This window comes from Sphingobacterium sp. SG20118, from assembly GCF_044740685.1.
Classification (GTDB): domain Bacteria; phylum Bacteroidota; class Bacteroidia; order Sphingobacteriales; family Sphingobacteriaceae; genus Sphingobacterium.
Genome location: NZ_CP172826.1, coordinates 2550979 through 2573812, shown reverse-complemented (window position 1 = coordinate 2573812; position 22834 = coordinate 2550979). Strand labels below are relative to the sequence as shown.

The 22834-nt window shown below is 36.5% G+C and carries 22 protein-coding genes and 1 riboswitch; of the genes, 12 read left to right on the top strand and 10 right to left on the bottom strand.

Annotated elements, in window-relative coordinates; translation table 11 throughout:
* Nucleotides 1-2 precede the first annotated feature (2 nt).
* Nucleotides 3-2378: an endonuclease MutS2 gene (locus ACFX5U_RS12005; protein WP_400260817.1), complete on the top strand. Its 2376-nt coding sequence runs from the start codon at nt 3-5 to the stop codon at nt 2376-2378.
* A gap of 150 nt (nt 2379-2528) precedes the next feature.
* Here the strand turns inward: ACFX5U_RS12005 and ACFX5U_RS12000 are convergent, their stop codons facing one another.
* Complete coding sequence (locus ACFX5U_RS12000) at nt 2529-4445, bottom strand: ABC-F family ATP-binding cassette domain-containing protein (protein ID WP_280567242.1); 1917 nt, start codon at nt 4443-4445, stop codon at nt 2529-2531.
* Between the two features lie 50 nt (nt 4446-4495).
* Between ACFX5U_RS12000 and ACFX5U_RS11995 the strand changes: the two genes are divergently transcribed.
* Nucleotides 4496-5536 carry a quinone-dependent dihydroorotate dehydrogenase gene (locus ACFX5U_RS11995; protein ID WP_400260816.1) on the top strand — a complete coding sequence of 347 codons (1041 nt, stop codon included), beginning with the start codon at nt 4496-4498 and terminating at the stop codon, nt 5534-5536.
* A gap of 73 nt (nt 5537-5609) precedes the next feature.
* On the opposite strand, the gene ACFX5U_RS11990 is transcribed toward ACFX5U_RS11995, so the two are convergent.
* Together ACFX5U_RS11990 and ACFX5U_RS11985 are read right to left on the bottom strand one after the other, a co-directional pair.
* The gene (locus tag ACFX5U_RS11990; RefSeq protein WP_038698732.1) at nt 5610-6011 is read right to left on the bottom strand and encodes a DUF5606 domain-containing protein; all 402 of its coding nucleotides are present in this window, start codon (nt 6009-6011) and stop codon (nt 5610-5612) included.
* Between the two features lie 23 nt (nt 6012-6034).
* Nucleotides 6035-6493, bottom strand: a complete 459-nt coding sequence (locus tag ACFX5U_RS11985; RefSeq protein WP_038698730.1) for a peptidylprolyl isomerase — start codon at nt 6491-6493, stop codon at nt 6035-6037.
* Nucleotides 6494-6682: 189 nt separating this feature from the next.
* Between ACFX5U_RS11985 and ACFX5U_RS11980 the strand changes: the two genes are divergently transcribed.
* Both ACFX5U_RS11980 and ACFX5U_RS11975 read left to right on the top strand, forming a co-directional pair.
* Entirely contained in the window at nt 6683-7243 is a 561-nt protein-coding gene (locus ACFX5U_RS11980; RefSeq protein WP_400260815.1) for a RadC family protein, read from the top strand.
* A 49-nt stretch (nt 7244-7292) separates the two neighbouring features.
* Nucleotides 7293-7373: a JAB domain-containing protein gene (locus ACFX5U_RS11975; RefSeq protein ID WP_400263590.1), complete on the top strand. Its 81-nt coding sequence runs from the start codon at nt 7293-7295 to the stop codon at nt 7371-7373.
* Nucleotides 7374-7457: 84 nt separating this feature from the next.
* Here the strand turns inward: ACFX5U_RS11975 and ACFX5U_RS11970 are convergent, their stop codons facing one another.
* From ACFX5U_RS11970 to ACFX5U_RS11950, 5 genes are all read right to left on the bottom strand, one after another.
* Nucleotides 7458-7628 carry a hypothetical protein gene (locus tag ACFX5U_RS11970; RefSeq protein ID WP_400260814.1) on the bottom strand — a complete coding sequence of 57 codons (171 nt, stop codon included), beginning with the start codon at nt 7626-7628 and terminating at the stop codon, nt 7458-7460.
* 202 nt (nt 7629-7830) lie between these two features.
* Complete coding sequence (locus tag ACFX5U_RS11965; protein ID WP_038698726.1) at nt 7831-9012, bottom strand: homoserine dehydrogenase; 1182 nt, start codon at nt 9010-9012, stop codon at nt 7831-7833.
* Between the two features lie 38 nt (nt 9013-9050).
* Nucleotides 9051-10358, bottom strand: a complete 1308-nt coding sequence (locus tag ACFX5U_RS11960; RefSeq protein WP_400260813.1) for an O-acetylhomoserine aminocarboxypropyltransferase/cysteine synthase family protein — start codon at nt 10356-10358, stop codon at nt 9051-9053.
* A gap of 224 nt (nt 10359-10582) precedes the next feature.
* A riboswitch (SAM riboswitch) is annotated at nt 10583-10697 on the bottom strand.
* 257 nt (nt 10698-10954) lie between these two features.
* Nucleotides 10955-11797, bottom strand: a complete 843-nt coding sequence (locus ACFX5U_RS11955) for a prephenate dehydrogenase (RefSeq protein ID WP_400260812.1) — start codon at nt 11795-11797, stop codon at nt 10955-10957.
* 12 nt (nt 11798-11809) lie between these two features.
* Complete coding sequence (locus ACFX5U_RS11950; protein WP_280567255.1) at nt 11810-12979, bottom strand: pyridoxal phosphate-dependent aminotransferase; 1170 nt, start codon at nt 12977-12979, stop codon at nt 11810-11812.
* A gap of 193 nt (nt 12980-13172) precedes the next feature.
* Here ACFX5U_RS11950 and ACFX5U_RS11945 point away from each other — a divergent pair, with 193 nt between their 5' ends.
* From ACFX5U_RS11945 to ispE, 6 genes are all read left to right on the top strand, one after another.
* Nucleotides 13173-14999: an ABC transporter ATP-binding protein gene (locus tag ACFX5U_RS11945; RefSeq protein WP_400260811.1), complete on the top strand. Its 1827-nt coding sequence runs from the start codon at nt 13173-13175 to the stop codon at nt 14997-14999.
* Between the two features lie 98 nt (nt 15000-15097).
* Complete coding sequence (gene mqnE / locus ACFX5U_RS11940; RefSeq protein WP_038698718.1) at nt 15098-16297, top strand: aminofutalosine synthase MqnE; 1200 nt, start codon at nt 15098-15100, stop codon at nt 16295-16297.
* Between the two features lie 8 nt (nt 16298-16305).
* Complete coding sequence (locus ACFX5U_RS11935) at nt 16306-16932, top strand: histidine phosphatase family protein (RefSeq protein ID WP_038698716.1); 627 nt, start codon at nt 16306-16308, stop codon at nt 16930-16932.
* Nucleotides 16925-17653, top strand: a complete 729-nt coding sequence (locus ACFX5U_RS11930) for a menaquinone biosynthesis protein (RefSeq protein ID WP_280567262.1) — start codon at nt 16925-16927, stop codon at nt 17651-17653. Before ACFX5U_RS11935 ends, ACFX5U_RS11930 begins: the two co-directional genes overlap by 8 nt.
* Nucleotides 17654-17729: 76 nt before the next feature.
* A complete protein-coding gene (locus tag ACFX5U_RS11925; RefSeq protein ID WP_400260810.1) occupies nt 17730-18143 on the top strand; it encodes an NUDIX domain-containing protein in 414 nt (137 codons plus the stop codon).
* 35 nt (nt 18144-18178) lie between these two features.
* On the top strand, nt 18179-18928 hold the full coding sequence (gene ispE / locus ACFX5U_RS11920) for a 4-(cytidine 5'-diphospho)-2-C-methyl-D-erythritol kinase (RefSeq protein ID WP_400260809.1): 750 nt from the start codon (nt 18179-18181) through the stop codon (nt 18926-18928).
* A 226-nt stretch (nt 18929-19154) separates the two neighbouring features.
* On the opposite strand, the gene ACFX5U_RS11915 is transcribed toward ispE, so the two are convergent.
* Complete coding sequence (locus ACFX5U_RS11915; protein ID WP_038698708.1) at nt 19155-19997, bottom strand: ATP cone domain-containing protein; 843 nt, start codon at nt 19995-19997, stop codon at nt 19155-19157.
* 61 nt (nt 19998-20058) lie between these two features.
* Nucleotides 20059-20847: a sulfite exporter TauE/SafE family protein gene (locus ACFX5U_RS11910; protein ID WP_400260808.1), complete on the bottom strand. Its 789-nt coding sequence runs from the start codon at nt 20845-20847 to the stop codon at nt 20059-20061.
* 106 nt (nt 20848-20953) lie between these two features.
* Between ACFX5U_RS11910 and ACFX5U_RS11905 the strand changes: the two genes are divergently transcribed.
* Both ACFX5U_RS11905 and ACFX5U_RS11900 read left to right on the top strand, forming a co-directional pair.
* Nucleotides 20954-21253: a DUF2892 domain-containing protein gene (locus tag ACFX5U_RS11905; protein ID WP_038698704.1), complete on the top strand. Its 300-nt coding sequence runs from the start codon at nt 20954-20956 to the stop codon at nt 21251-21253.
* Nucleotides 21254-21499: 246 nt separating this feature from the next.
* On the top strand, nt 21500-22735 hold the full coding sequence (locus ACFX5U_RS11900; RefSeq protein WP_038698702.1) for a DEAD/DEAH box helicase: 1236 nt from the start codon (nt 21500-21502) through the stop codon (nt 22733-22735).
* Nucleotides 22736-22834: the final 99 nt, after the last annotated feature.

The following is a 22834-nucleotide window of genomic DNA, read 5'->3' as shown; positions in this document are numbered from 1 at the left end:
ACATGATTTATCCTAATAACGCAAGTGATAAGCTCGGTTTTGCCGAGATTAAGGAGTTGATAAAACAAAAATGTATCAGTGAGTCGGGGCGTAATTTGGTTGATAAAATACAACCGCAAACTCGATTTGATCAGATAGATAAATTTTTACGTCAAACAAATGAATTCAAGGATCTATTGACTAGCGATGACGCGCTACCAGTAGATCATCTATATCCTATCCGGACTTTAGTTGAAAAAGCAAGAGTTGAAGGTGCTTTTTTAATGGAGGAGGAGTTCCATCGTGTTCTTCTTTCATTGAAAACTGTTTACGCCATTATTCGATATTTTAATGATCGAGAGGGGCAGTACCCAAATTTAGAATTGCTATTTGAGCATCTTCCAATAGAAAAACAGATCATACGTGATATCGAGATGATCATTGATGACCGTGGTAAAATGAAGCACAATGCTTCTCGACTTTTACTAGATCTTTCTCAAGGTATTTTGAAAGCAGAACAAGAGGCACGTAAGCGGATTGATATTATTTTTAAGACTGCACAAAATAGTGGTTGGACAGCAGATGGCAATTTAACTATCAGGGATGGTCGACTTTGTATTCCTATTTTAGCGGAGAACAAACGTAAGCTAAAGGGGCTTATTCACGATGAGTCTGCTACAGGTCAAACAGCTTATATAGAGCCAGAAGAGGTGTTTCACCTCAATAATAAAGTGAGAGATCTAGAGTTTGAACGTAGACGTGAGGTGATTCGAATTCTTGTTGAATTGACGTCCAAACTCAGACCGCATATCCCGTTGATGTTATCTTACGATGGCTTATTGACAAAGGTGGATTTTGTACGTTCAAAGGCTATGTTCGCTTTGGATATTGGGGCGGAAATGCCTGAATTATCGAAAGAGCCAGAGATTGACCTTGTGAATGCTCGTCACCCATTGCTTTCTTTGCATGCCCAACAGGAACGGACGACAATTGTGCCCCTGAATATTAAGATTGATGAGATACAAAGGGTCATTGTGGTTTCAGGACCTAACGCTGGTGGTAAATCGGTCTGTATGAAAACTGTAGGTTTGATGCAATTGATGTTGCAATCGGGCTTGTTGATACCGGCTGATGCCAATTCAAAATTAGGGGTCTTCAAACAAATATTTGCAGATATTGGTGATGATCAATCGATAGAGAGTGATTTGAGTACTTATAGTGCGCATCTCTCTAAGATGAAATACTTTACTGAGTTTGCAAATGCGCGTACTTTGGTTTTGATCGATGAATTTGGGACTGGTACAGACCCATTGTTTGGTGGCCCAATTGCAGAGGCAGTTTTAGAAACGTTGAATAAGAAAAACATTCGTGGTGTAGTGACTACCCATTATTCTAATTTGAAAGTTTTTGCTAATCAGACTACAGGATTGGAGAATGCATCGATGTTGTTTGATAATGTGGCTATGAAACCGCTTTATATTTTGCAAATCGGTAAACCTGGTAGTTCTTACGCTTTTGAAATTGCGCAAAAAATAGGATTGAATAAGGAAATTATTCATTTAGCAAAAATGAAAGTAGGAAACCACCAGAAAAAGGTCGATACACTTTTGGTGGATTTGGAGCGCGAGAAGAAAGAGATATTCGATACCAAGGTGGCGATAACGAAAAGAGAAAAAGAGTTAATTCGTATCAAATCCGATTATGAAGAGTTGCAGTCTTATTTGGAAGATAATAAAAAAGTTATTCTCAAGAAGGCAAAAGAGGAAGCGCAGTCACTAATTAAACAGTCTAATAAATTAATCGAAAATACGGTAGCTGAAATTAAATTGGCACAGGCCGACAAAGAAAAAACTAAACTTATAAGGGCGAACTTGGATAGTTCATTTTCTACTATGCTACCCAAGGATAAGAAGATAGAGAAGAAGCCAGTCGCGGTTGTGGATCTTAACGAGCAAATTGCTGTTGGAGATTGGGTGAAGATCATTGATTCTGATAACGAAGCTGTTGTACTGGAGATTGCTAAGAATAATTTGATATTGGCTATGGGAGAGTTGAGGACAGTTCAGAAGCGTAAAAATGTCATTAAATTAGCGGGAAAAGACTTGAAAAAAGCAGCTAAGGCTGGATCGAAGACCCTTTCAGCACATGCTGTTGCAGATTTTAATCCAGAAATTGACCTTCGTGGTATGCGAACAGAAGATGCGCTGTACGAGTTGGAAAAGGTGCTGGATAGGGCAGTAATGATTGGTTACCCATCGTTGAAAATTATCCATGGTAAGGGTGATGGAATCCTTCGTAAATTTATTCGAGACTATCTAAGGAAATATAGTCATGTCTCTCGATTCGAAGATGAACATCAGGATCGTGGTGGGGATGGTATTACATACGCTTATTTGTAATAATGGTGAACTAGCTGTGATATAGTACTCTTCCAGATAAAGTTTATATCTTAAAAGAATATCATTACTATTGATGTAAAAATATCTTCATTAAAAAAAAGTTCAGTAGATTATTCTACTGAACTTTTTTTATGAAGTGAATAATTGCTATTAATCCTCTAGTTCCATTATTTCTTCTGCTAAGTCTTCCCAATTTTTTTGTAATTGTTCTAACTCAGCTTTGGATGAATTATAATTGCGCGTATATTCCTGCAGTTTAACAGCATTTGAATAGATTACTTCCGTCGCTAAATCCGATTCCAGTGCTTTCACAATAACTTCTTTTTCAGCAACTTTTAGTTCTAGCGCTGCTAGTTCTTTATTTTTTTTGCTAATCAATTTGAATTTATCATCAGATGGAGCAGTTTTTGCTTTTTTAGGTTCTTCCGCTACCGCTTTTTTCTCTACCACTTTTTCCTCTGGTTTGATTATGCGTTTTGAATTCCAATCTTCAAATTCTTGGTAAGTACCTGGATACTCTTTGATTTTTTTATCTTCGATATACCAAATTTTGTTTGCCACGTGATCTAAGAAGTAACGATCGTGGGATACCACAATCAACGTACCTTCAAATTGTTGCAATGCTTGAATCAAAATATTCACCGATTGCATATCCAAGTGGTTGGTAGGCTCATCGAGTGCCAAAAAGTTAGCATCAGCTGTCAATGCTTTTGCTAGGGCAACGCGTGATTTCTCTCCTCCTGAAAGGACTTTAATCTTTTTAAAGGCATCGTCACCTGAAAATAAGAAACAACCTAATATGGAGCGTATTTCTGTTTCCGAATGTTTAGGAGCAAAAGCTTGCATCTCTGCAATAATACTATTTTCTAGATGTAATGCTTCTAACTGATGCTGTGCAAAGAAAGTTTGCGATACATTATGGCCATGTTCAGATTTCCCTTCGAATTCTAGATCTGCGCCAGCGACTATACGTAATAAGGTAGATTTACCCTTCCCGTTTGCACCGATTAAAGCAATTTTATCGCCTTTTTCGATGATACCTTCTGTGTCTTCTAGTATTTCGAGGTTTGGATAAGACTTAGAAACCTTTTCTAAGGTTACGACGTGTCTTCCTGATGGTTTCGAAAATTTAAAGCTGAAGTTTACAGTTGGGTTGTCATCATCTACATCTTCTACTTTTTCCATCTTATCCAAAGCTTTGATACGTGACTGCGCCATTTTCGCTTTTGAAGCTTTGGCTCTGAAACGTTCGATCAAACGTTCCTCTTGTTTAATCTTGGCTTGTTGGTTTTTAAATTGACCAGCTTGAATCTCACTTCGCGATGCTTTTTCTTCTAAATAGTAACTGTAGTTACCGGCATAGAGTGTAAGCTTGCCTTTTCTTGACTCTACCGTCTTCTTAATAATACGGTCTAAGAAATATCTATCGTGAGAAACGATAACAATGGCACCTTCAAATCCTTGCAGATAATTTTCTAACCATTTAATGGATGGTAGATCCATGTGGTTGGTTGGCTCATCCAGTAATAAGATGTCTGGTGTTTGCAATAAGATACGGGCTAGCATGACACGCATGCGCCATCCTCCAGAGAAGGTAGCTAAAGGACGTTTCTGTTCATCTTCTGAAAAACCTAGACCTGCTAAAATTTCATGCGCACGAAATTCGATACTGTAGCCATCTAAGGCCTCAAATTCCATTTGCTTGTCACTTAATTTATTTAGAATATCATCAGAATAATCTGTTTCTAATTTTTGGAGTAAGGTTTCTATTTCTGAATGCAGCTGATTTTGGCGTTCAAAAGCCTCCATTGCTACATGTAAAATACTTTTATCAGAATGATAAGATAATAAATCTTGGTTAAGGTAACCAAGCTTCAAGTCCTTAGCCATCGATATACTGCCAGAAGTAGGTGAATATTGCCCTACAATTAATCGCAATAAAGTAGATTTACCAGTACCGTTAGCACCAATTAGACCGACTTTATCGCCAGGTTTAATATGCCAGTTAGCCTCATCATACAATGCGCGTGAGCCTATTTCAAATGTTAAGTTATTTATTGATATCATTTCGATTGCAAAAGTAATGAAATTTCTTCTTCTTTAGCTACCTTTGTAACATGTACAAGTTGGTAAAACCTATTTTCTTTTCAATGGATCCTGAATCTGCGCACCATACGGTGACAGGAGGGTTAAAAGTATTCTCAAAAATCTGGGGTTCTCAAAAATTATTAAGTAGCCTGTATACTTATGAAAACTCGAACTTAGCGCGTGAAGTGTTTGGTCTAAAGTTTAAAAATCCAGTAGGATTAGCAGCCGGATTTGATAAGAATGCTGAATATATTACCGATATGGCTAATTTTGGTTTTGGTTTTATCGAAATTGGTACTGTAACACCAAGGCCTCAACCCGGTAATGATAAACCGCGTATGTTTCGTTTAGTGCCCGACAAGGCATTGATCAATCGCATGGGTTTTAACAATCAAGGTGCTGATGTGGCCGCTAATCGTCTCAAACATTTATCTGCCGATGATCGCAAAGGTCTATTGATTGGGGGAAATATTGGTAAAAATAAAATAACTCCAAATGAGCAAGCGGTAGATGATTATATATACTGTTTTAATGCATTATTTGATTATGTTGATTATTTCGTTGTTAATGTAAGTTCCCCTAATACGCCAGGGTTACGTGACCTGCAGGAAAAAGAACCTTTGAAACATATTTTGAATACACTTCAAGAATTAAATGAACGTAAAACCAGTAAGAAGCCAATATTATTGAAAATTGCACCCGATTTGACCAATAGTCAATTGGATGATATTGTCGAGATTGTGCAGGAAACTGGCATTGCGGGTGTTATAGCGACAAATACGACTATTTCTAGAGAAGGATTACGTAGTGATGCAAATCTGGTAAAAGAAATGGGTGGTGTGAGCGGTGCTCCGTTGACGAAACGTTCGACAGAAGTCATTCGCTATTTAGCTGTAAAATCAAATCGTTCTTTTCCAATAATTGGCGTCGGTGGCGTTCATTCTGCTGCAGATGCTATAGAAAAGTTAGATGCGGGTGCAAGTCTTATCCAAATTTATACAGGATTTATTTACGAAGGTCCTGCTTTAGTTTCGGAAATCTGTAAAGGAATTGCCCAAGCGGGTAAGTAGAAGCTAGATTTTATATATAAAAAAGCGCGTTCTTACCATATAGTAAGAACGCGCTTTTTTATTTTGGATAAGATTATACCAATGGAGCAGGAGCTTCTTCTTCAAATAATGGTAAATCTTTAATGATGTTGTACCAAGTGAAAATCTTTTTTATGTCTGATGAATACACACGTGATTCATCATGACCTGGTGCAATTTCACGGAAAGTGTCGCGTAATGCTTGACCATCTGCTTTTGCATCTACTGTCAATCCTTTTTCTTTGATTGTTTCAAAAACATTCAATAAACGAATTTCTTCTTCCTCTCCGTAGATTGTAATGTCTTCTAAAGTTGCCATTTTGGTAGTAGATAAGCTAACTACTGATTTTATTTTAGCGCTATCTAAAGACTCTAAAATAAACCCTCCTTTATTTTGTCCAATTAATTTGAACAAACCTGGTTTTCCTGTTACAGAAACTAATGCTCTTAAATTCATAATACACTTTTACTTATCGAGAACTAGTCTTCGATAACTTCAATACTTAAAATACGATCACCTTGACGGATCTCATCTACTAGATCAACATTTTCGATAACTTTACCAAAACAAGTGTGGTTTCTGTCTAAATGTGCTGTATTGGTACGGCTGTGGCAAACGAAGAATTGAGATCCACCTGTGTTACGACCAGCATGAGCCATCGATAATACACCTCTGTCGTGGTATTGGTTTTCTCCAGTCAATTCACAATCAATTTTGTAACCTGGGCCACCTGTTCCTGGCATACCAGAAGCACCCTCACGTGAATTTGGGCATCCACCTTGAATAACGAAGTCTGGAAGCACACGGTGGAATGTTAATCCGTCGTAATATCCTTCTTTCGCTAATTTGATGAAATTTGCAACTGTATTTGGAGCATCTGCTGTATAGAATTGTACAGTCATGTCGCCTTTTTCTGTTTTGATAATCGCTTTACTCATTTTATTAAAATAAATATGTTCAATTACAAATATAAGATTTCAAAACGATTTGAAAAAAAGAATACTTGATCGAATTAAGTAAGAAGCATTAATATTTATTTAAATAATTGATTCTAATAATTTTATCTTTTATATTTAGACTTAAATTACTTCATAATATAGACCTTAAATTCAATTTATTTTAATGATATGAGCAAACTGGTTATTCGGGAGTGGGCAGAGTCTGATCGCCCACGAGAAAAATTGTTGGAACAAGGACGTCGGGTTTTGTCAGATGCAGAGCTTTTGGCAATTTTAATTGGTTCTGGATCTCGGGATGAAACTGCTGTGGAATTATGCAGACGAATCTTATCCAGTGCGCAACATAATCTGGATAATCTTTCCAAAATGGAAGTTATTGATTTATGTAATTTTAAAGGAATAGGAGAGGCAAAAGCTATTAGTATTATTGCGGCCCTTGAATTGGGACGTAGAAGAAAGGAATCTATTCAAATTGAAAGACCTGTACTCAATAGCAGCAAGCGCGTATATGAATATTTTAAATATCAATTACAAGATCTTCCTCATGAAGAATTTTGGGTATTATATCTTAATACAGCATGTAAAATTTTAGATAAACAGTTGATCGGTAGAGGGGGAAATGATTTTACACCAGTTGATGTCCGGATTATCTTAAGAAATGCTTTGAATTGTAAGGCAAATTCGATGATTTTGATTCATAATCATCCTTCAGGAAACCTTACATGCTAGTCAAGCAGACAAGGTAATAACTAAAAAAATCATCGACGCTGCTAAACTCATGGATATTAAGGTCAATGATCATGTGATTTTTACCGACAATGCGTACTACAGTTTTCGAGATGATGGATTATTAGATTAATAACCGAAAAACTGAGCACAAGCAGGTTGAAAAATATTGGGTTTTCCCCGTGAGAATGGGGAAATTAAATCTCCCCACTTTCGTTTAATCGTTAAATTTTCTCTTTTGTCTCCTATAGAGGATATAGACAATTGCCAGTAAAGCGACAACTGCAAGAATGATATAACTTGAATTAGAATTTTGTTGTGTATTAATGGTATCTGCAAAAACCAAGTTGCCTACCATAATTAGTAGAATTGTTAACCACTTAGCCATAATTTATAATATTTTATATATTTAGTAACTCCACAATGTAGTGAATATAATATTATGAAGCAAATTTTCGGCCATCTTTTTATTTAGACCAGACATTTGCACTTTTTTAACAAAAAAACGTTGGATCTGGCACAGATCCAACGTTTTTCACCTGCGAAAAGCAAGCTAGGGTTGGTTGATATTCGGTTTCTTAATGTATTATTTAGTCAATCTCAGCAATGAAGTTTCCTGTTTGATTAATTTCAGATTTAAATGCTGTAATTTTCTGTAAATTGACTGTTCCGATTACATATTTAAAATTTGGAGCGTAATATCTTTCGATGATGTTAGAAAAGCCTAATTTTTCGATTAAGCTATCGTCCTCATATCTTAAATACACTTTGATTTCATGGTCGGTACTATATGACAGTGCATTTGTGTTTAAGTGTTTTTTGTATTCATACCTATAATCATAGCGCAACGCTGTGATATCAGATAATACCGCAGAACCTGTTGGATGACCTCCAGCTCCTTTACCATAAAAAAACTGCTCATCCGCGAAAGCAGCCTTTACAAGTACGCCGTTGTTTTCGTTTTCAACATTGAACAAAATGTTATCAGCGCTGATGAACTTTGGGATGACATAAAGGACAACTTTATTTTGATCGATTTCTCGAGCTGTAGGGATAAGTTTTATTTTAAAATTTTTCTCTTTAGCAAAGCGTATGTCTTGAACACCCAATTTATCAATCCCTATGTTAAATACGTCATCTGGGTTGACATTTATACCGTATGCGTGAGCGGCAACAATCGTCAACTTGTACTTAGGGTCAAATCCACCGACGTCCAAGGTGGGATCTGTTTCTGCAAAACCTAAATCTTGAGCTTCTTTTAAAGCATCTGCGTATGGTTGGTTTTCATTAAATACCTTTGAGAGTATAAAGTTGGAAGAACCGTTAAAGATACCCGTTACAGCGTGCAATAGCTCGTTGTCGTAATACTCTTCCAAATTACGTATAATAGGAATACTACCACAAACTGCACCTTCGTAGAGTAGGCTTGTGCCATATTCTTGTTGGATGGAAGCTAATTCCTCTAAATGCGTAGCAATCATTTTTTTATTTGCAGATACTACATTTTTTCCAGATTTAAGCGCACGAACAGTTAATGCATAGGCAGCATCTGCATCGTCGATCAATTCTACAACGGTATTGATTTCAGGATCTGAGAGAATAGCCTCAGCATCTGTTGTGAATAATTCAGCAGGTAGTGATCTTTGTTTGTCAGCATTTTTGATGACAAATTTTTTAATTTCTAAATTTAAGTTTTTAGTCTTGATAATGTCGTACAATCCTTGCCCTACAACTCCGAATCCAAACATTCCAATCGTTAATTTCTTACTCATAGTTATTTTTTGCGCTTTATATAATGTTGCTATCTGAATTATTTTATTTTATCGAATGCTTGTTGTAAATCTGCTTTGATATCATCAATATGCTCGATACCGACAGATAAACGAAGTAAGCCTACAAATACTCCTGCTGCATTTTTTGCTTCATCACTAAGCTGTTGATGAGTTGTAGCCGCAGGGTGAATGATTAATGTTTTTGTATCTCCAACATTTGCCACGTGACTGATTAATTCTAGACTGTCAATAAATTCATCAGCTTTTGTTACGTCGCCTTTAATTTGGAAAGAAAGAACAGCACCGTAGCCATTTTTTAGATATTTTTGAGCGTTAGCATAACTTGGTGAACTCTTTAATCCTGGATAGTTTACATTTTCTACCTGTGGATGTGATTCTAACCATTTTGCTACTTCTAACGTATTGTCTACATGACGCTGAACGCGTAGGGATAATGTTTCTAAACCTTGAATCAGTTGAAATGAGTTGAAAGGCGATATTGCAGGACCAAAATCACGTAGCCCTTCTACACGCGCACGGATAGCAAATTGGATATTGCCAAATGGGCCATTAATACCAAATACGTCTGCAAATACCAATCCATGATATCCTTCTGATGGTTCTGAGAATTGTTTAAATTTACCATTTCCCCAGTTGTAATTTCCACCATCAACGATAACACCGCCGATGCTAGTTCCATGACCACCAATCCATTTTGTTGCTGATTGAACAACTACAGAGGCACCGTGCTCTAAAGGTTTGAATAAATAGCCGGCTGCACCGAATGTATTGTCAACAATAAATGGAATATCATGTTTTTTAGCAACAGCAGCTATTTTGTCAAAATCAGGGATATCGTAACTTGGGTTTCCGATAGTTTCCAAGTAAAGTGCTTTTGTGTTTTCATCGATTAATGATTCAAAGTCTTCAGCTGTAGTTTCTTTTGTAAAACGTACATCAATACCTATTCTTTTGAACGCTACTTTAAATTGATTATAAGTACCACCGTAGACATTACTGCTTGAAACAAAGTTATCTCCAGCTTCTAAAATGTTGTTTAATGCAATAAACTGCGCTGCTTGGCCAGAAGCAACAGCTAGTGCAGCTACACCACCTTCTAAAGCAGCTACTCGTTTTTCAAAAACATCTGTTGTAGGGTTTTGAAGACGTGTGTAGATGTTTCCAAATTGTTTTAATGCAAATAAATTAGCGCCATGTTCTGCGTTTTCAAATACATAAGAACTTGTTTGATATATAGGCACTGCACGTGAACCAGTTGTTGGGTCAGCAACTTGACCTGCATGCACTTGAAGTGTTTCGAATTTCAAATTTTTATTTGTAGACATTGTAGTTATAATTAATTAGTTAAAGATTCATTAGTAAAAAGGGGATAGGGCTTCGCACATGAATATGTACTCGCAATCAATAAATTAAAAACAGATTGATTAACAAGAAAACGTAAACATGTGCCAACACATTCGCGTCGAAGTCGATGCAAAAGTTGAGCTTGTTACGTTGGTTTTAGAATTTACCTTCTTGTTTTGTTGTAATGTGATTATCATTGTCGTTTCATTTATATCCTCCAAAGCAGTATTACTTTGGACAGGAATTGGCACCTTTTCAAACGTATTTTGAAGGTTGCCAGTGGGTCATTGAGCCAGTCTCTCGCCACTTCTTTATAAATCAAGACCTGATTGAAAGGTTTTGATTAGATGTATTTCTATTTGAAGTACATTGCAAATATATGCCTTGATTTTTATAAAGCAAAATATTTTGTGCTATTTATTTAAATAATTAAATAAAACAAGGATTTAGAGGAGTGTAGATGGATTACGTGTTTGAGGTAACCAGAATAAAAAGATAGGAGCATTGCCTCCTATCTTTTTTATATAATGGTCCTTCGACACTTTACACACAATGTTTACAAGATGGTGTAAAGTGTCTATTTTATAATGCGCTTAATCTTATTCGATTTTTTAATGAGTTTATGTAGCTCGCTATAATTCTCGTCTTGAATGGCATCTTTCAAGGCTTGAAGCTGTTTGATGTTTTCTTCCAATACTTCTAATACGTTTACTCTATTTTGTTTGAAAATAGGAGTCCACATATCAGGTGAACTTTTCGCTAAACGTACTGTTGATTCAAATCCGGAACCTGCTAACTCAAAAATTCTACCTTGCGATTTCTCTTTTTCCAGAACTGTTAGGGCTAAAGCAAAAGAGGTCAAGTGTGAAATATGAGAGACATAGGCTGTGTGAGTGTCATGCTCTTCGGCTGTCATAAAAGAAGAACGCATTTCCAGCAATTCAGTAATAGAATCTGTTAGTTCGAAGGCATCTTCATCAGATTTAAATGCCTCTACGTAGACCATCATTTTATCTTTAAACAGATCTGGGAGCGCGGCTTCAGGTCCAGAATACTCTGTACCTGCCATAGGATGCGCAGCGACATAGCGTCCACGTTTAGGGTGGTCAGAAATCAATTGTAAGATATTTAGTTTGGTAGAGCCCATGTCAACGATAACCTGATCTGTTACTTGATCGAGTAACTTTGGTGCTAAAGCGATGATTGCATCTACAGGAGCAGTTAAAATGATAACCTTACATTTTCCCAAAGCTTCTTCCAGTGTCGCTTTGTGGTCAATGAAGCCAATTTGCATTGCTTTGTTAAGGTTTGCATCACTTTTGTCTACACCAAAAACTTGATCGCAGAATCTTTTTTCTTTTAGTTTCATGGCGACTGAGCCGCCAATTAAACCGACGCCAATAATGGCTATATTTATCATGTTATTCTAATCTTAATTCGTTTCCTTTGCTACCTTAATCCGTGTAATTGCCTCTTTTAAAACTTCAACTGAGGCGCATAAACTAATTCTAATATAGGTGTTACCTGCGCTGCCGAATATTCCTCCAGGTGTGATGAATACACGTGCGAGATCCAAAACTTCATCACTTAAAGTGTATCCTGACGCGTAATTTTCAGGAACTTTAGCCCAGACAAATAGACCCACCTGATTCTTTTTATAAACACAGCCCAGTAAATCCATGATAGCAAATACCAGAAGTCTTCTTTCGTTATAAATGGTGTTCAACTCTTGATACCATGCTTTATCCAGCTGCAATGCTTTTGCTGCAGCAAGCTGAGCTGGTAAGAACATACCCGAATCCATATTACTTTTGAATCGCAATACTTCATTGATGCGTTCTTCTGCGCCAACCAACATACCGATACGCCATCCGGCCATATTAGAAGATTTGCTGAGCGAATTTAATTCCAAAGCGACTTCTTTTGCCCCATCTATGGACATAATACTTTTAGGAGCGTCGGTCAATATAAAACTATATGGGTTATCATGACAGATCAAAATATGATGTGTTTTTGCAAAGGCAATCAATTCATGATAGAATGCTTCACTGGCACTTGCACCGGTTGGCATATGAGGATAATTGATCCACATTAATTTTACTTTCGACAGATCGTTTTCAGCAAGCTTTTTTAGGTTCGGTAACCAATCTGTTTCCTCAGCTAAATCATAGGTGATTGCTGTTGCCCCGCTTAGACGAACTGCTGCAGCATAGGCAGGGTAGCCAGGGTTAGGTATTAAAACCTGATCTCCTTCTTGTAAATAGGTCATGCAAATATGGACGATACCTTCTTTAGACCCTATCAAGGGTAAGATTTCTGTATTTGCATTGAATGTAGCATGATAATATCGTTGATACCAATCTGCAATAGCTTGTCTCAAAACCGGAGATCCTTTATAGTTTTGATAACCATGTACATTAGTCTTAGCCGCTTCCGTGCTCAATGTCTGAATCACTTCAGGATGAGGAGGTAGGTCAGGACTTCCAATGCCTAAATTAATCACGCGAGCCCCTGCTTTATTAAGCTCGTCAATCTCTCTTAATTTTTTGGAGAAATAATATTCTTCGGTTTGTTGCAACCTTTTGGCAACTTCTATCTGCATTATATTCTGGTATTTTACAATTTACAAAGACTAAATTAGGGTTTTTCTATTAAAATAATAGTAATTTGTCGCTTTAATTGCTAATTGTTGAAGAAAATTAATTCTATCATCCAGATGCAAGATTTTTTCTATAGGTAAGTATTCCTCACGTATTGCGGGTAATTTTACTATTTTTGCTACTTTAATATTATAAATGAAAACTTACTTTAGGTTATTATCTTTTGCCAAGCCCATTGAGAAATATGCAGTCCCGTACATTATCTGTACGTTAATCACGGTTGTATTTAGTACTTTAAACTTGGCCTTATTAGCTCCGTTATTACAGACTTTGTTTAATACTGATCAGGTTTCTGCACAGGCAGTATTAGAAAAACCAGAAGGATACTTTGATATTCTTGGCCATTTTAATTACTACGCTAGTTTAGCAAACCAACAATTTGGTGCTTACGGTGCTCTGAAATACGTCTGTATAGTCATCGTTATTTCTGTGTTTATTAGTAACTTATTTCGCTATTTAGCACAGCGTATAATGGAGAATTTACGTATACATACGTTGTTGAATTTGCGTAAGACAGTTTTTGACAATGTCATGGACCTGCATTTGGGTTTTTTTAATGGGCAACGTAAGGGTGATATTATTTCAAAAGTTTCATCTGATGTTCAGGTTGTACAATATTCTGTTACAGGTACCTTACAAGTTGCATTTAAAGAGCCTCTTCAGCTAGTTGCTTATTTAGTGATGCTCTTTATCATATCGGCAAAATTAACATTTTTTGCCATGCTCGTGATTCCTATATCGGCGTTTTTCATATCTAAAATTGTGAAAACTTTAAAGGCACAAGCAATCGCAGGTCAAACATCTTATGCCAATATGATTTCTTATCTGGATGAGGCTTTATCGGGAGTTCGTATCATCAAGGCATTTAATGGTACGAATTTCGTTAAAAAAAGATTCAATGATGAAAATGATCATTATGCAGGTATTATGCGTGCAATGGCGAGACGTCAACAATTGGGATCACCTGTTTCTGAATTGTTGGGTGTAATCATGGTTGCCATTATCTTGTTATATGGAGGTAATTTGGTTTTGTCAGGTAGTGACGAGTTTGGAGCTTCTGAATTCATTGCCTATATCGCTATATTTTCACAGGTTATGCGTCCTGCAAAGGCATTGACGGATGCCTTTAGTAATATCCATAATGGCATTGCGGCAGGTGAACGTGTTTTGGAATTGATCGACACGAAAAGTGAGGTGACGGATAAACCCAATGCGAAAGTAGTATCTGATTTCAATCAATCTATTGAATTACAGCAGGTTGATTTTGCTTATGGAGAGAAAGCTATTTTGAAAGGAATCAATTTAACCATCGAAAAGGGGAAAACAATTGCGTTGGTAGGACCATCTGGTGGAGGAAAATCTACGCTAGTTGATTTGATCCCACGTTTTATGGATGTCACTGCAGGTAAAATTCTATTTGATGGCATAGATTTAAGGGATTTGGATCAGGAATCCTTGCGAAGAATGATTGGAATGGTGAATCAAGAGTCTATTTTATTTAACGATAGTATCTTTAATAATATCACATTTTCGAATACAAATGCAACTCAAGAAGAGGTGGAGACTGCAGCAAAAATTGCAAATGCGCATGAATTTATCTTAAAAACTGAAGCAGGCTATCAAACAAATATTGGTGATCGTGGAGCAAAACTTTCAGGTGGCCAACGTCAAAGAATCTGTATTGCTAGAGCTGTTTTGAAAAATCCACCAATCATGTTGTTGGATGAGGCAACGTCGGCATTGGATACCGAATCAGAAAAACTAGTCCAAGATTCGTTATATAAACTCATGGACAATCGGACAACTATTGTCATTGCACACAGATTGAGTACCATTCAGAATGCAGATAAAATAGTTGTTATCGATGGAGGACAAATTGTAGAGTTTGGAAGTCACAGCGAATTGATTCAAAAAGAAGGCTTATATAGAAAATTGATAGATATGCAACAATTCACAGACTAATTGTTGCTGACCTCATATTGATGTACCAAAAACAAGGCTAAATTCTACGGATTTAGCCTTGTTTTTGGTACATTTGCTATAGACTAGGAGACATGCTAATGGATGCTAAAGAAAAATTAAACTTCTTAATCTCTAATCCACTTTTGGATAGTGAGTTAAGAGGTATAGCAAATAAAGTGATGCAAGAAGAACGTATCACATTTGATGAAGGTGTATACCTTTACGAAAAAGCCGAATTGGGTTATTTGGGTGTTTTGGCGAATTATATTCGCGAGAAAAGACATGGAGATGTTACCTATTTCAACCGCAATTTTCATATTGAACCTACAAACGTATGTGTATACGACTGTAAGTTTTGTTCATATTCGCGTATGATTAAGGAACGAGCAGAAGGCTGGGAGATGGATGTAGAAGGAATGATGGATATCGTAAAGAAGTATGATGACGAAGCTGTCACTGAAGTACATATTACAGGTGGCGTTGTACCAAAACAAAATCTAGAGTTCTATGCAGAGTTCTTTAAAAAGTGCAAAGAGCATCGTCCTTCATTACATATAAAAGGGCTAACACCTGTAGAGTATTATTACATTTTCAAGAAGGCGAAGCTGAGCCATTATGAAGGTATGAAATATTTACAGTCCTGTGGCTTGGATTCAATGCCTGGTGGAGGCGCTGAAATATTCCATCCAGAAATCAGAGAAAAGATAGCGCACGATAAATGTACCGCTGAGCAATGGTTAGATATCCATGAGCAGGCTCATTCATTAGGTATGCATACCAACGCAACTATGCTATATGGGCATATTGAAGCTTATTGGCATCGTGTGGATCATATGGAGCGTCTTCGTCAACTACAAGATAAGACTGGAGGATTCCAAACCTTTATTCCATTAAAATTTAGAAATAAAGAAAATCAAATGTCCCATGTTCCTGAGGTTTCTGTTATTGAGGATTTAAGAAACTATGCAATAGCCCGTATATATATGGATAATTTTTCTCATATAAAGGCATACTGGGCAATGATTTCTCGTGATACGGCGCAGATGTCGTTGGCATTTGGGGTTGACGATATTGATGGCACTTTAGATGATACAACAAAGATCTATAGTATGGCAGGTGCTGAGGAACAAAATCCAGGTATGTCAACGCAACAATTGGTCGAGCTGATCCGGAATGTAGGTCGTCACCCAATTGAACGGGATACATTATACCATGTCGTCACGGATTATAAAGACGTGGTTTTTGAAGAGAACAGCAAGAAGAAGAATTATTATGCACTTCCTGTTGTAAATAATTAAGATATATTTTGAAAAAGACTTTTTACTTTATCCGTCATGGACAAACCGATCTGAACTTGAAAGGTATTGTACAAGGACGTGGCGTAAATTCACCGCTAAACGAAACAGGCTTGGCACAAGCTCAAGCTTTTTATAATTCTTATAAAGATGTTAATTTTGATAAAATCTATACGTCTACATTAATAAGGACTCACCAAACTGTTGCTAGTTTTATCAACGATGGGGTTTCCTGGCAAGAGTTAGCGGGTTTAGATGAAATCAGTTGGGGTGTTTACGAAGGTAAAGAGCAAAATGAATCTATCATGTCTGGTTTTAGCGAACTAGTTTCAGCATGGAAAAATGGTGAATTGGATGTCAGTGTAGATCAGGGGGAGTCTCCGAATGCATTGATGCAACGTCAAAGTGAAGCTATTCAACATATGGTAAAGCAAGAGCATGAAGAGACTATATTGGTCTGCATGCATGGTCGCGCCTTACGTATTATACTTTGCCTACTGACAGGTGTAGATGCCTCTAAGATGGATGAATTTCCCCATACAAACACTGCCCTATATAAATTAACGTATGTTAATGGTCAATTTGAAATTATTGACTATTATAATACTAAACATCTAGAGGTATTAACAAATGGATAAAGTGAGAGTATCGGCAGTTTCGTATACGAATACATTGCCGTTTTTAAATGGAATAAGACATTCTTCAGTTTTAGATCGTATCGAATTGAGTTTGGATAATCCAAGTGTCTGTGCGCAAAAAGTAATCGATGATGAAGCTGATTTGGGAATTATTCCCGTTGCAGCATTATTGAGTTTGCCAGAGGCACATATTATTACTGATTATTGTATTGGTACTGAAGGTGCTGTGGATTCGGTTTTTATTTTTTCTCAAAAACCGATTACTGAGGTTGAAACCCTCTATTTAGATAAACAATCGCGTACTTCCAATGGATTGGCTAGAGTTTTGTTAAAGCACCATTGGAAGAAAGAAGTGAAGATTGTGGATGATATTGAAGACGCTGATGCTTATGTATTGATAGGTGATCGTACTTTTGGTAAAAAAGATACCGTTGCTTTTATTTATGACTTGGGTTTGTATTGGAAAGAATTTACGGGCCTTCCATTTGCTTTTGCGGTTTGGGTAAGTAAAAAGGAGTTGCCAAGGGATTTTATTTATGAATTCAATGACGCTCTACGAGAAGGTGTTTCCAAACCAGAGGATGTAATTGTTGGATTGCCTGAATATGCAAATTTTGATTACCGTCATTATTTGACAGAAAGTCTAAACTATCATCTTACCGATGAAAAACGTGAAGCTATTAAAAAATATTTAACGCTATTGTCAGATTTAGATACATAATGCGTCAAAACAAATTAAAAGCGATTATACCTATAATAATCGCTTTTTAATTTGTTCGTATTTAAAATGAAAATTTATGAATAAGATCTATTTAGCAGGCGCTATGATTGTCGATCATGCTAATCGGCTATTGGTTGTCAGGAAGAAAGATTCTGTGTACTATATGATGCCTGGTGGAAAAATCGAAAAAGGGGAATTATCTGCTCAGGCACTCATCCGCGAACTTAAGGAAGAGTTAGATCTCAACATCTCTGCACGCGAATTGGAATATCTTGGTTTTCATGAAACCGATGCCGTTAACGAAGCTGATACCATAGTAAGAGGAGAGGTTTTTCGCCTTGAATTGAAAGAAAATGTGCAGATTGTTCCATTAGCTGAAATTGCTGAGGCTGTTTGGTTGACGGTTGATGATTATAAAAATTATAAATTAGCCCATCTGATTGAAGAATTTACAGTACCCATTTGGTTGGCGGGAACTTTTGAATACTAAAAATAAGTACTTATTTTTTATCCTAGATTACTGTTATGTTATCTTTTGCAAATGCCAAAATAAATTTAGGTCTTCATGTCGTTGGCAAGCGATCTGATGGTTATCATGATTTGGAAACTATATTTTACCCTGTGAAAATCTATGATGTAGTTGAAATAAATCCAATTCAAACAGGTGTAACAACATTTTCTTCTGAAGGAATTTCTATTCCTGGCGATGATATAAACCTATGCGAGAAAGCATACCGTATCGTTAAACAGGATTTTGATATTCCTGCAGTAGCAATCAATTTGATTAAACGAATTCCTATTGGTGCAGGGATGGGCGGAGGGTCAGCAGATGCCGCTTCTGTTCTTAAGATGTTGAATGAAACATTCAATCTTCAGGTGACAAATGCTCAACTCGAAGTCTATGCGAGACTGCTGGGTGCAGATTGTCCGTTTTTCATAGAAAACAAACCTGTTTATGCCACTGGTATAGGAACTGATTTTGAATCGATAAATTTGGATTTAAATGCGTATTATATTGTGGTAATCAATCCTGGGATCCATGTTTCTACTGTCGAAGCTTATCGAGGTGTGGAGGCCAGAAAATCTGAATTTGATTTAAGAACTATTGTCAAATTGCCGGTTCAAGAGTGGAAGTTTTATTTGAAAAACGATTTTGAGGATTCAATTTTTGAACAATATCCAAGAATAATGGAACTTAAGGACGCCCTTTACCTTTCGGGCGCACTTTATGCTTCGATGTCCGGTTTCTGGATCCTCTGTATTTGGTATATTTGATCGGCAAGTTAGATTGGATCATTTGAGGTCATTAGGCGAGATATACTACCCAATTGATTTATAATTAGCGTTCATTAACTTCCATTATTTTTAGGATGTTAAGTTTGAAGATGAAAAAACATTGGGCGAATTAAAGCGGTTGATGCTTACGTTATTAATAAGGTAAGCATGTTTTTCTTTTTACATAGCGGAAAAAGAAAAACATGGTTTAGTTTAACTACATGGCTTACTCATCTTCCAGTTTATAGTCAATCAATTCTTTAGCCTCTTCAAGTACCAGTTTTAATTTTTCAGAACCTAATTGAAGTGATTGTAGTGCTTTCTTGTTGCTGATAATATCTTTTACTAATATGATTTGGTTTTGAAGTAGTGTCTTTTTTTCTTCATCTGTCAAGGTTGTTAAGCAGGTAACAGGGTAAAAAACTGCTTTATCTACTCGTTTTTTGATGCTATTGTCTTCTGGATAATCCCAAGAAAGAAAATTGACCTGATAGTACTTTCCAAAATCTTTTGAGTCTGAAGTCAAATAGGCGTTGGTGACCAACCAGCCTTGTGTGAAAGTTCTATCTTTTCCAAAAAATTGATAGTTGAGGTTACTGATATCCTTAAATCGAGATAAGAAGTACATTGGAGTCGTCACTGAAATCTTTGCATCAATATCATTTCGAAATTTGCATTCGATAGCGAGCATTTCATCACCTTTTGATGCTACCACATCAATCTCATGTGTGACAGCATGACCTTGAACAGTTTGCCCCGTGGTACTTTCAAAGCCATATTCTTGAAATAAGCGTGCAATCCATTTTTCAAAATAAAAGCCTTCTGGTCCAAGCTCCCGAAGAGCTTTTTTGAGGCTATATCGTGCGGCATACGAATTACGTTGTGATTTTAAGGCTTCGAATGCTAATTGGTAGAGTTCTCTTGTTGTTATCCCGTCAAATAATTTTTCTTTTATCTGTGTGTATACTTTTTCCACTTGCTCATTATTGGCTCCAGAACGAGTCAATGAATGGTGTAAACTTTCGCTATTAAATGGAACTAATTCTCCTGAATATTTTTTTACCAGCATGCTATCTTTTATATTAAAAATGTTAATGGTGCAATTAGTATGCTAACCTTACTAAAAATAACTAAAAGAGTTCTTTAATTAAAATATATATACCGACAATAAATATAAACCATCCGAAAATGGGCTTTAGCTGTTCCGTGGCGATTTTTTTCTGTAAATAATTTCCTATTGCCACGCCCAGAATTGTGATGGAAAGCAATTTTAGTAAAAATATCCAGTCCATTTGTACATGGTCAACATCACCAAGAAAGCCGATAAGTGAATTGATCGTTATGATAAGAAGAGATGTTCCAATTGCTTTGCGAATTGGCATCTGGAGTAAAATCACCAAAGCAGGGATTATCAAAAACCCACCTCCTGCACCTAAAAATCCGGTAACCAATCCGATGCCAATACCCCAAGCAACCATTTTTGTCGTATGTTGTTTAATCGGATGATGTAGACCTGCTTGTACCGGCCTGTTTTTTATCATACTCCAGGATGAACCTAACATCAGTACAGCAAACGCAATCATAGTGAGCGTTGATTTTGTTAGCTGGAAATCATTGATGTCTAAAATGACTTCAGGAATGTGAATCAATAAGAGTTTTCGAACGATAAGCACAACGATGACGGATGAAATTCCAAAATAAGTAGCAGCAGCATAATCGACGCATTTTTCTCTTGATTTGATTAAGCTACCAATCATACTTGTGAAGCCTACGATAAAAAGAGAGTAGGAGGTCGCTAGTGTAGGATGTACATGGAATAGGTAGACTAATACTGGTACGGTTAATATGGAACCACCTGCACCGATTAATCCGAGCGTGATACCGATGAAAATAGACAAAAAGTAACCTATAATTTCCATCGTTGAAACATTGTGTGCCAAAGAACGGAATAATTATTAGGAATCAAAAACAAAATAATAGTGCATTTGTTATCATAGTGTAGGACAACTTATAAAATTTATATATATGGGTACGCTAGTAGATAAAGTAATAAGCAAAGTAAAAAGTAGGATAGATGAAAACTGTGAGAATGGCAAGATAGAAACCTCAGAACGTATACTTTCTGTTGTAGCAGGTGGATTTATACTCGGGGCAGGTGTTCGCTATTTAATTAAACATCCGCTCACCGCACTTTCTGGTTTATCTTTAGGCGGGGCACTAGTCTACCGTGGCGTGACAGGTCGTTGTGCCGTAAAGAAAGCAATCGAAGACGAAGGGGAGCGTGTTGAGGTTATCGAACATCATTATTTCGTGAAAAAAGATTAATTACGTCTAATAATTTAGGTTTATACTGAAAAGGTCTAATATGTCATGTATTAGGCCTTTTGTTTTTAAAACAAAATATTGCAGGATGATGCTTGCATTTTTTTTGATTGAAAGGGCAAAAATTGGAGCATACTTATCGCTAATTAATAAAAATAGTCTAAAATATGATTCTTTTATTTTTTCTATTCGATAAATAAGAAAAAAAAACCTACATTATCGTGATTTTTACAGTAAAGATAAAAAATATTGAAATTTACAGAATTTGGTTTAGCATCTTCTTTGGAAGAGGGCTTAGATAGCATGGGTTATGAAGATGCAACACCTATACAGGAACAGGCGATTCCTGTTGTCCTAAATAACAAAGATTTAATAGCGTGTGCACAGACAGGTACCGGTAAGACGGCTTCCTATTTATTACCTGTATTACATAAGATAGCAGAAGAACAATCTGATTATATCAACACCTTAATATTAGTTCCAACCCGAGAGCTTGCCTTGCAGATTGATCAGCAAATTATGGGGTTAGGTTATTTTACGGGAGCGACTTCTATTGCGGTATATGGTGGGGGTAATGGCATGGACTATGAACAGCAGCGAACTGCTATCAAAGAGGGAGCTAATATCATTGTTGCTACACCGGGGCGATTGATTGCTCACCTTGCTTCAGGAAAACTTCACTTTAATAAAGTGAAACATTTTATATTAGATGAAGCGGATCGTATGTTGGATATGGGTTTTCATGAGGATATTATGAAAATCATCAGCTTTCTTCCTGAAAAAAGACAAAACTTATTGTTTTCGGCTACTATGCCCCCAAAGATCAGAACTTTAGCAAAAAATATTTTACATGATCCTACTGAGATAAATATTGCTTTATCAAAACCTTCTGAAGGTATCAGCCAACAGGTATATATGGTATACGATGATCAAAAAATTGCTTTGATCCAGGATATTTTGAAGAACCCTATGTTTACAAGTACAATTATTTTTGCTTCTAAAAAAGATATTGTAAAACGATTGACGAGTGAATTGCATAAGAATGGAATTGCAGCAGAAGCTTTCCATTCGGATTTGGAACAGGCGCAGCGTGAAGATGTAATGAGTCGTTTCAAAGCAAGGCGAATAAATGTTTTAATAGGTACGGATGTTATCTCTAGAGGGATTGATATCGTGGGAATTAGTTTAGTCATTAATTATGATGTTCCTCCTGATCCTGAAGATTATATTCACCGAGTTGGACGTACTGCACGTGCAGCTACTACTGGCACCGCTATTACATTTGTCAATCAGAAAGATCAACAGCGTTTCGCCAAGATTGAACAGTTGATTGGTTCAAGTATTGAAAGGATTACTTTACCATCGGGTTTCTCTGAAGGACCAGTTTATGATCCAACGCGTTTTACAGAGCATAAAAAGAAGAGTGTGAAGAAGAAAAAATTCAAGAAATTTGTCAAGAAAGACGTTGTCGTGAATAAAGATTAATAAAAGAAGGTTTGATTTTGTCAAACCTTCTTTTATTAGGGAATGAGTATAGTTTCAAATCTATCTTAAGGAAGAGTGACGTATCGGTTATTGCAAACA

What these genes read in the sequence shown, in the direction of transcription:
- ACFX5U_RS11970 (WP_400260814.1), bottom strand. Translation starts at nt 7,628, where the DNA reads ATGGCTAAGTGGTTAACAATTCTACTAATTATGGTAGGCAACTTGGTT.
- ACFX5U_RS11990 (WP_038698732.1), bottom strand. Translation starts at nt 6,011, where the DNA reads ATGAATTTAAGAGCATTAGTTTCTGTAACAGGAAAACCAGGTTTGTTC.
- ACFX5U_RS12005 (WP_400260817.1), top strand. Translation starts at nt 3, where the DNA reads ATGATTTATCCTAATAACGCAAGTGATAAGCTCGGTTTTGCCGAGATT.
- ACFX5U_RS11930 (WP_280567262.1), top strand. Translation starts at nt 16,925, where the DNA reads ATGGATAAAGTGAGAGTATCGGCAGTTTCGTATACGAATACATTGCCG.
- ACFX5U_RS11965 (WP_038698726.1), bottom strand. Translation starts at nt 9,012, where the DNA reads ATGAGTAAGAAATTAACGATTGGAATGTTTGGATTCGGAGTTGTAGGG.
- ispE (WP_400260809.1), top strand. Translation starts at nt 18,179, where the DNA reads ATGTTATCTTTTGCAAATGCCAAAATAAATTTAGGTCTTCATGTCGTT.
- ACFX5U_RS11955 (WP_400260812.1), bottom strand. Translation starts at nt 11,797, where the DNA reads ATGATAAATATAGCCATTATTGGCGTCGGTTTAATTGGCGGCTCAGTC.
- ACFX5U_RS11905 (WP_038698704.1), top strand. Translation starts at nt 20,954, where the DNA reads ATGGGTACGCTAGTAGATAAAGTAATAAGCAAAGTAAAAAGTAGGATA.
- ACFX5U_RS11945 (WP_400260811.1), top strand. Translation starts at nt 13,173, where the DNA reads ATGAAAACTTACTTTAGGTTATTATCTTTTGCCAAGCCCATTGAGAAA.
- ACFX5U_RS11995 (WP_400260816.1), top strand. Translation starts at nt 4,496, where the DNA reads ATGTACAAGTTGGTAAAACCTATTTTCTTTTCAATGGATCCTGAATCT.
- ACFX5U_RS11950 (WP_280567255.1), bottom strand. Translation starts at nt 12,979, where the DNA reads ATGCAGATAGAAGTTGCCAAAAGGTTGCAACAAACCGAAGAATATTAT.
- ACFX5U_RS11915 (WP_038698708.1), bottom strand. Translation starts at nt 19,997, where the DNA reads ATGCTGGTAAAAAAATATTCAGGAGAATTAGTTCCATTTAATAGCGAA.
- ACFX5U_RS11985 (WP_038698730.1), bottom strand. Translation starts at nt 6,493, where the DNA reads ATGAGTAAAGCGATTATCAAAACAGAAAAAGGCGACATGACTGTACAA.
- ACFX5U_RS11925 (WP_400260810.1), top strand. Translation starts at nt 17,730, where the DNA reads ATGAATAAGATCTATTTAGCAGGCGCTATGATTGTCGATCATGCTAAT.
- ACFX5U_RS11910 (WP_400260808.1), bottom strand. Translation starts at nt 20,847, where the DNA reads ATGGAAATTATAGGTTACTTTTTGTCTATTTTCATCGGTATCACGCTC.
- ACFX5U_RS11975 (WP_400263590.1), top strand. Translation starts at nt 7,293, where the DNA reads ATGGATATTAAGGTCAATGATCATGTGATTTTTACCGACAATGCGTAC.
- ACFX5U_RS12000 (WP_280567242.1), bottom strand. Translation starts at nt 4,445, where the DNA reads ATGATATCAATAAATAACTTAACATTTGAAATAGGCTCACGCGCATTG.
- ACFX5U_RS11980 (WP_400260815.1), top strand. Translation starts at nt 6,683, where the DNA reads ATGAGCAAACTGGTTATTCGGGAGTGGGCAGAGTCTGATCGCCCACGA.
- mqnE (WP_038698718.1), top strand. Translation starts at nt 15,098, where the DNA reads ATGGATGCTAAAGAAAAATTAAACTTCTTAATCTCTAATCCACTTTTG.
- ACFX5U_RS11960 (WP_400260813.1), bottom strand. Translation starts at nt 10,358, where the DNA reads ATGTCTACAAATAAAAATTTGAAATTCGAAACACTTCAAGTGCATGCA.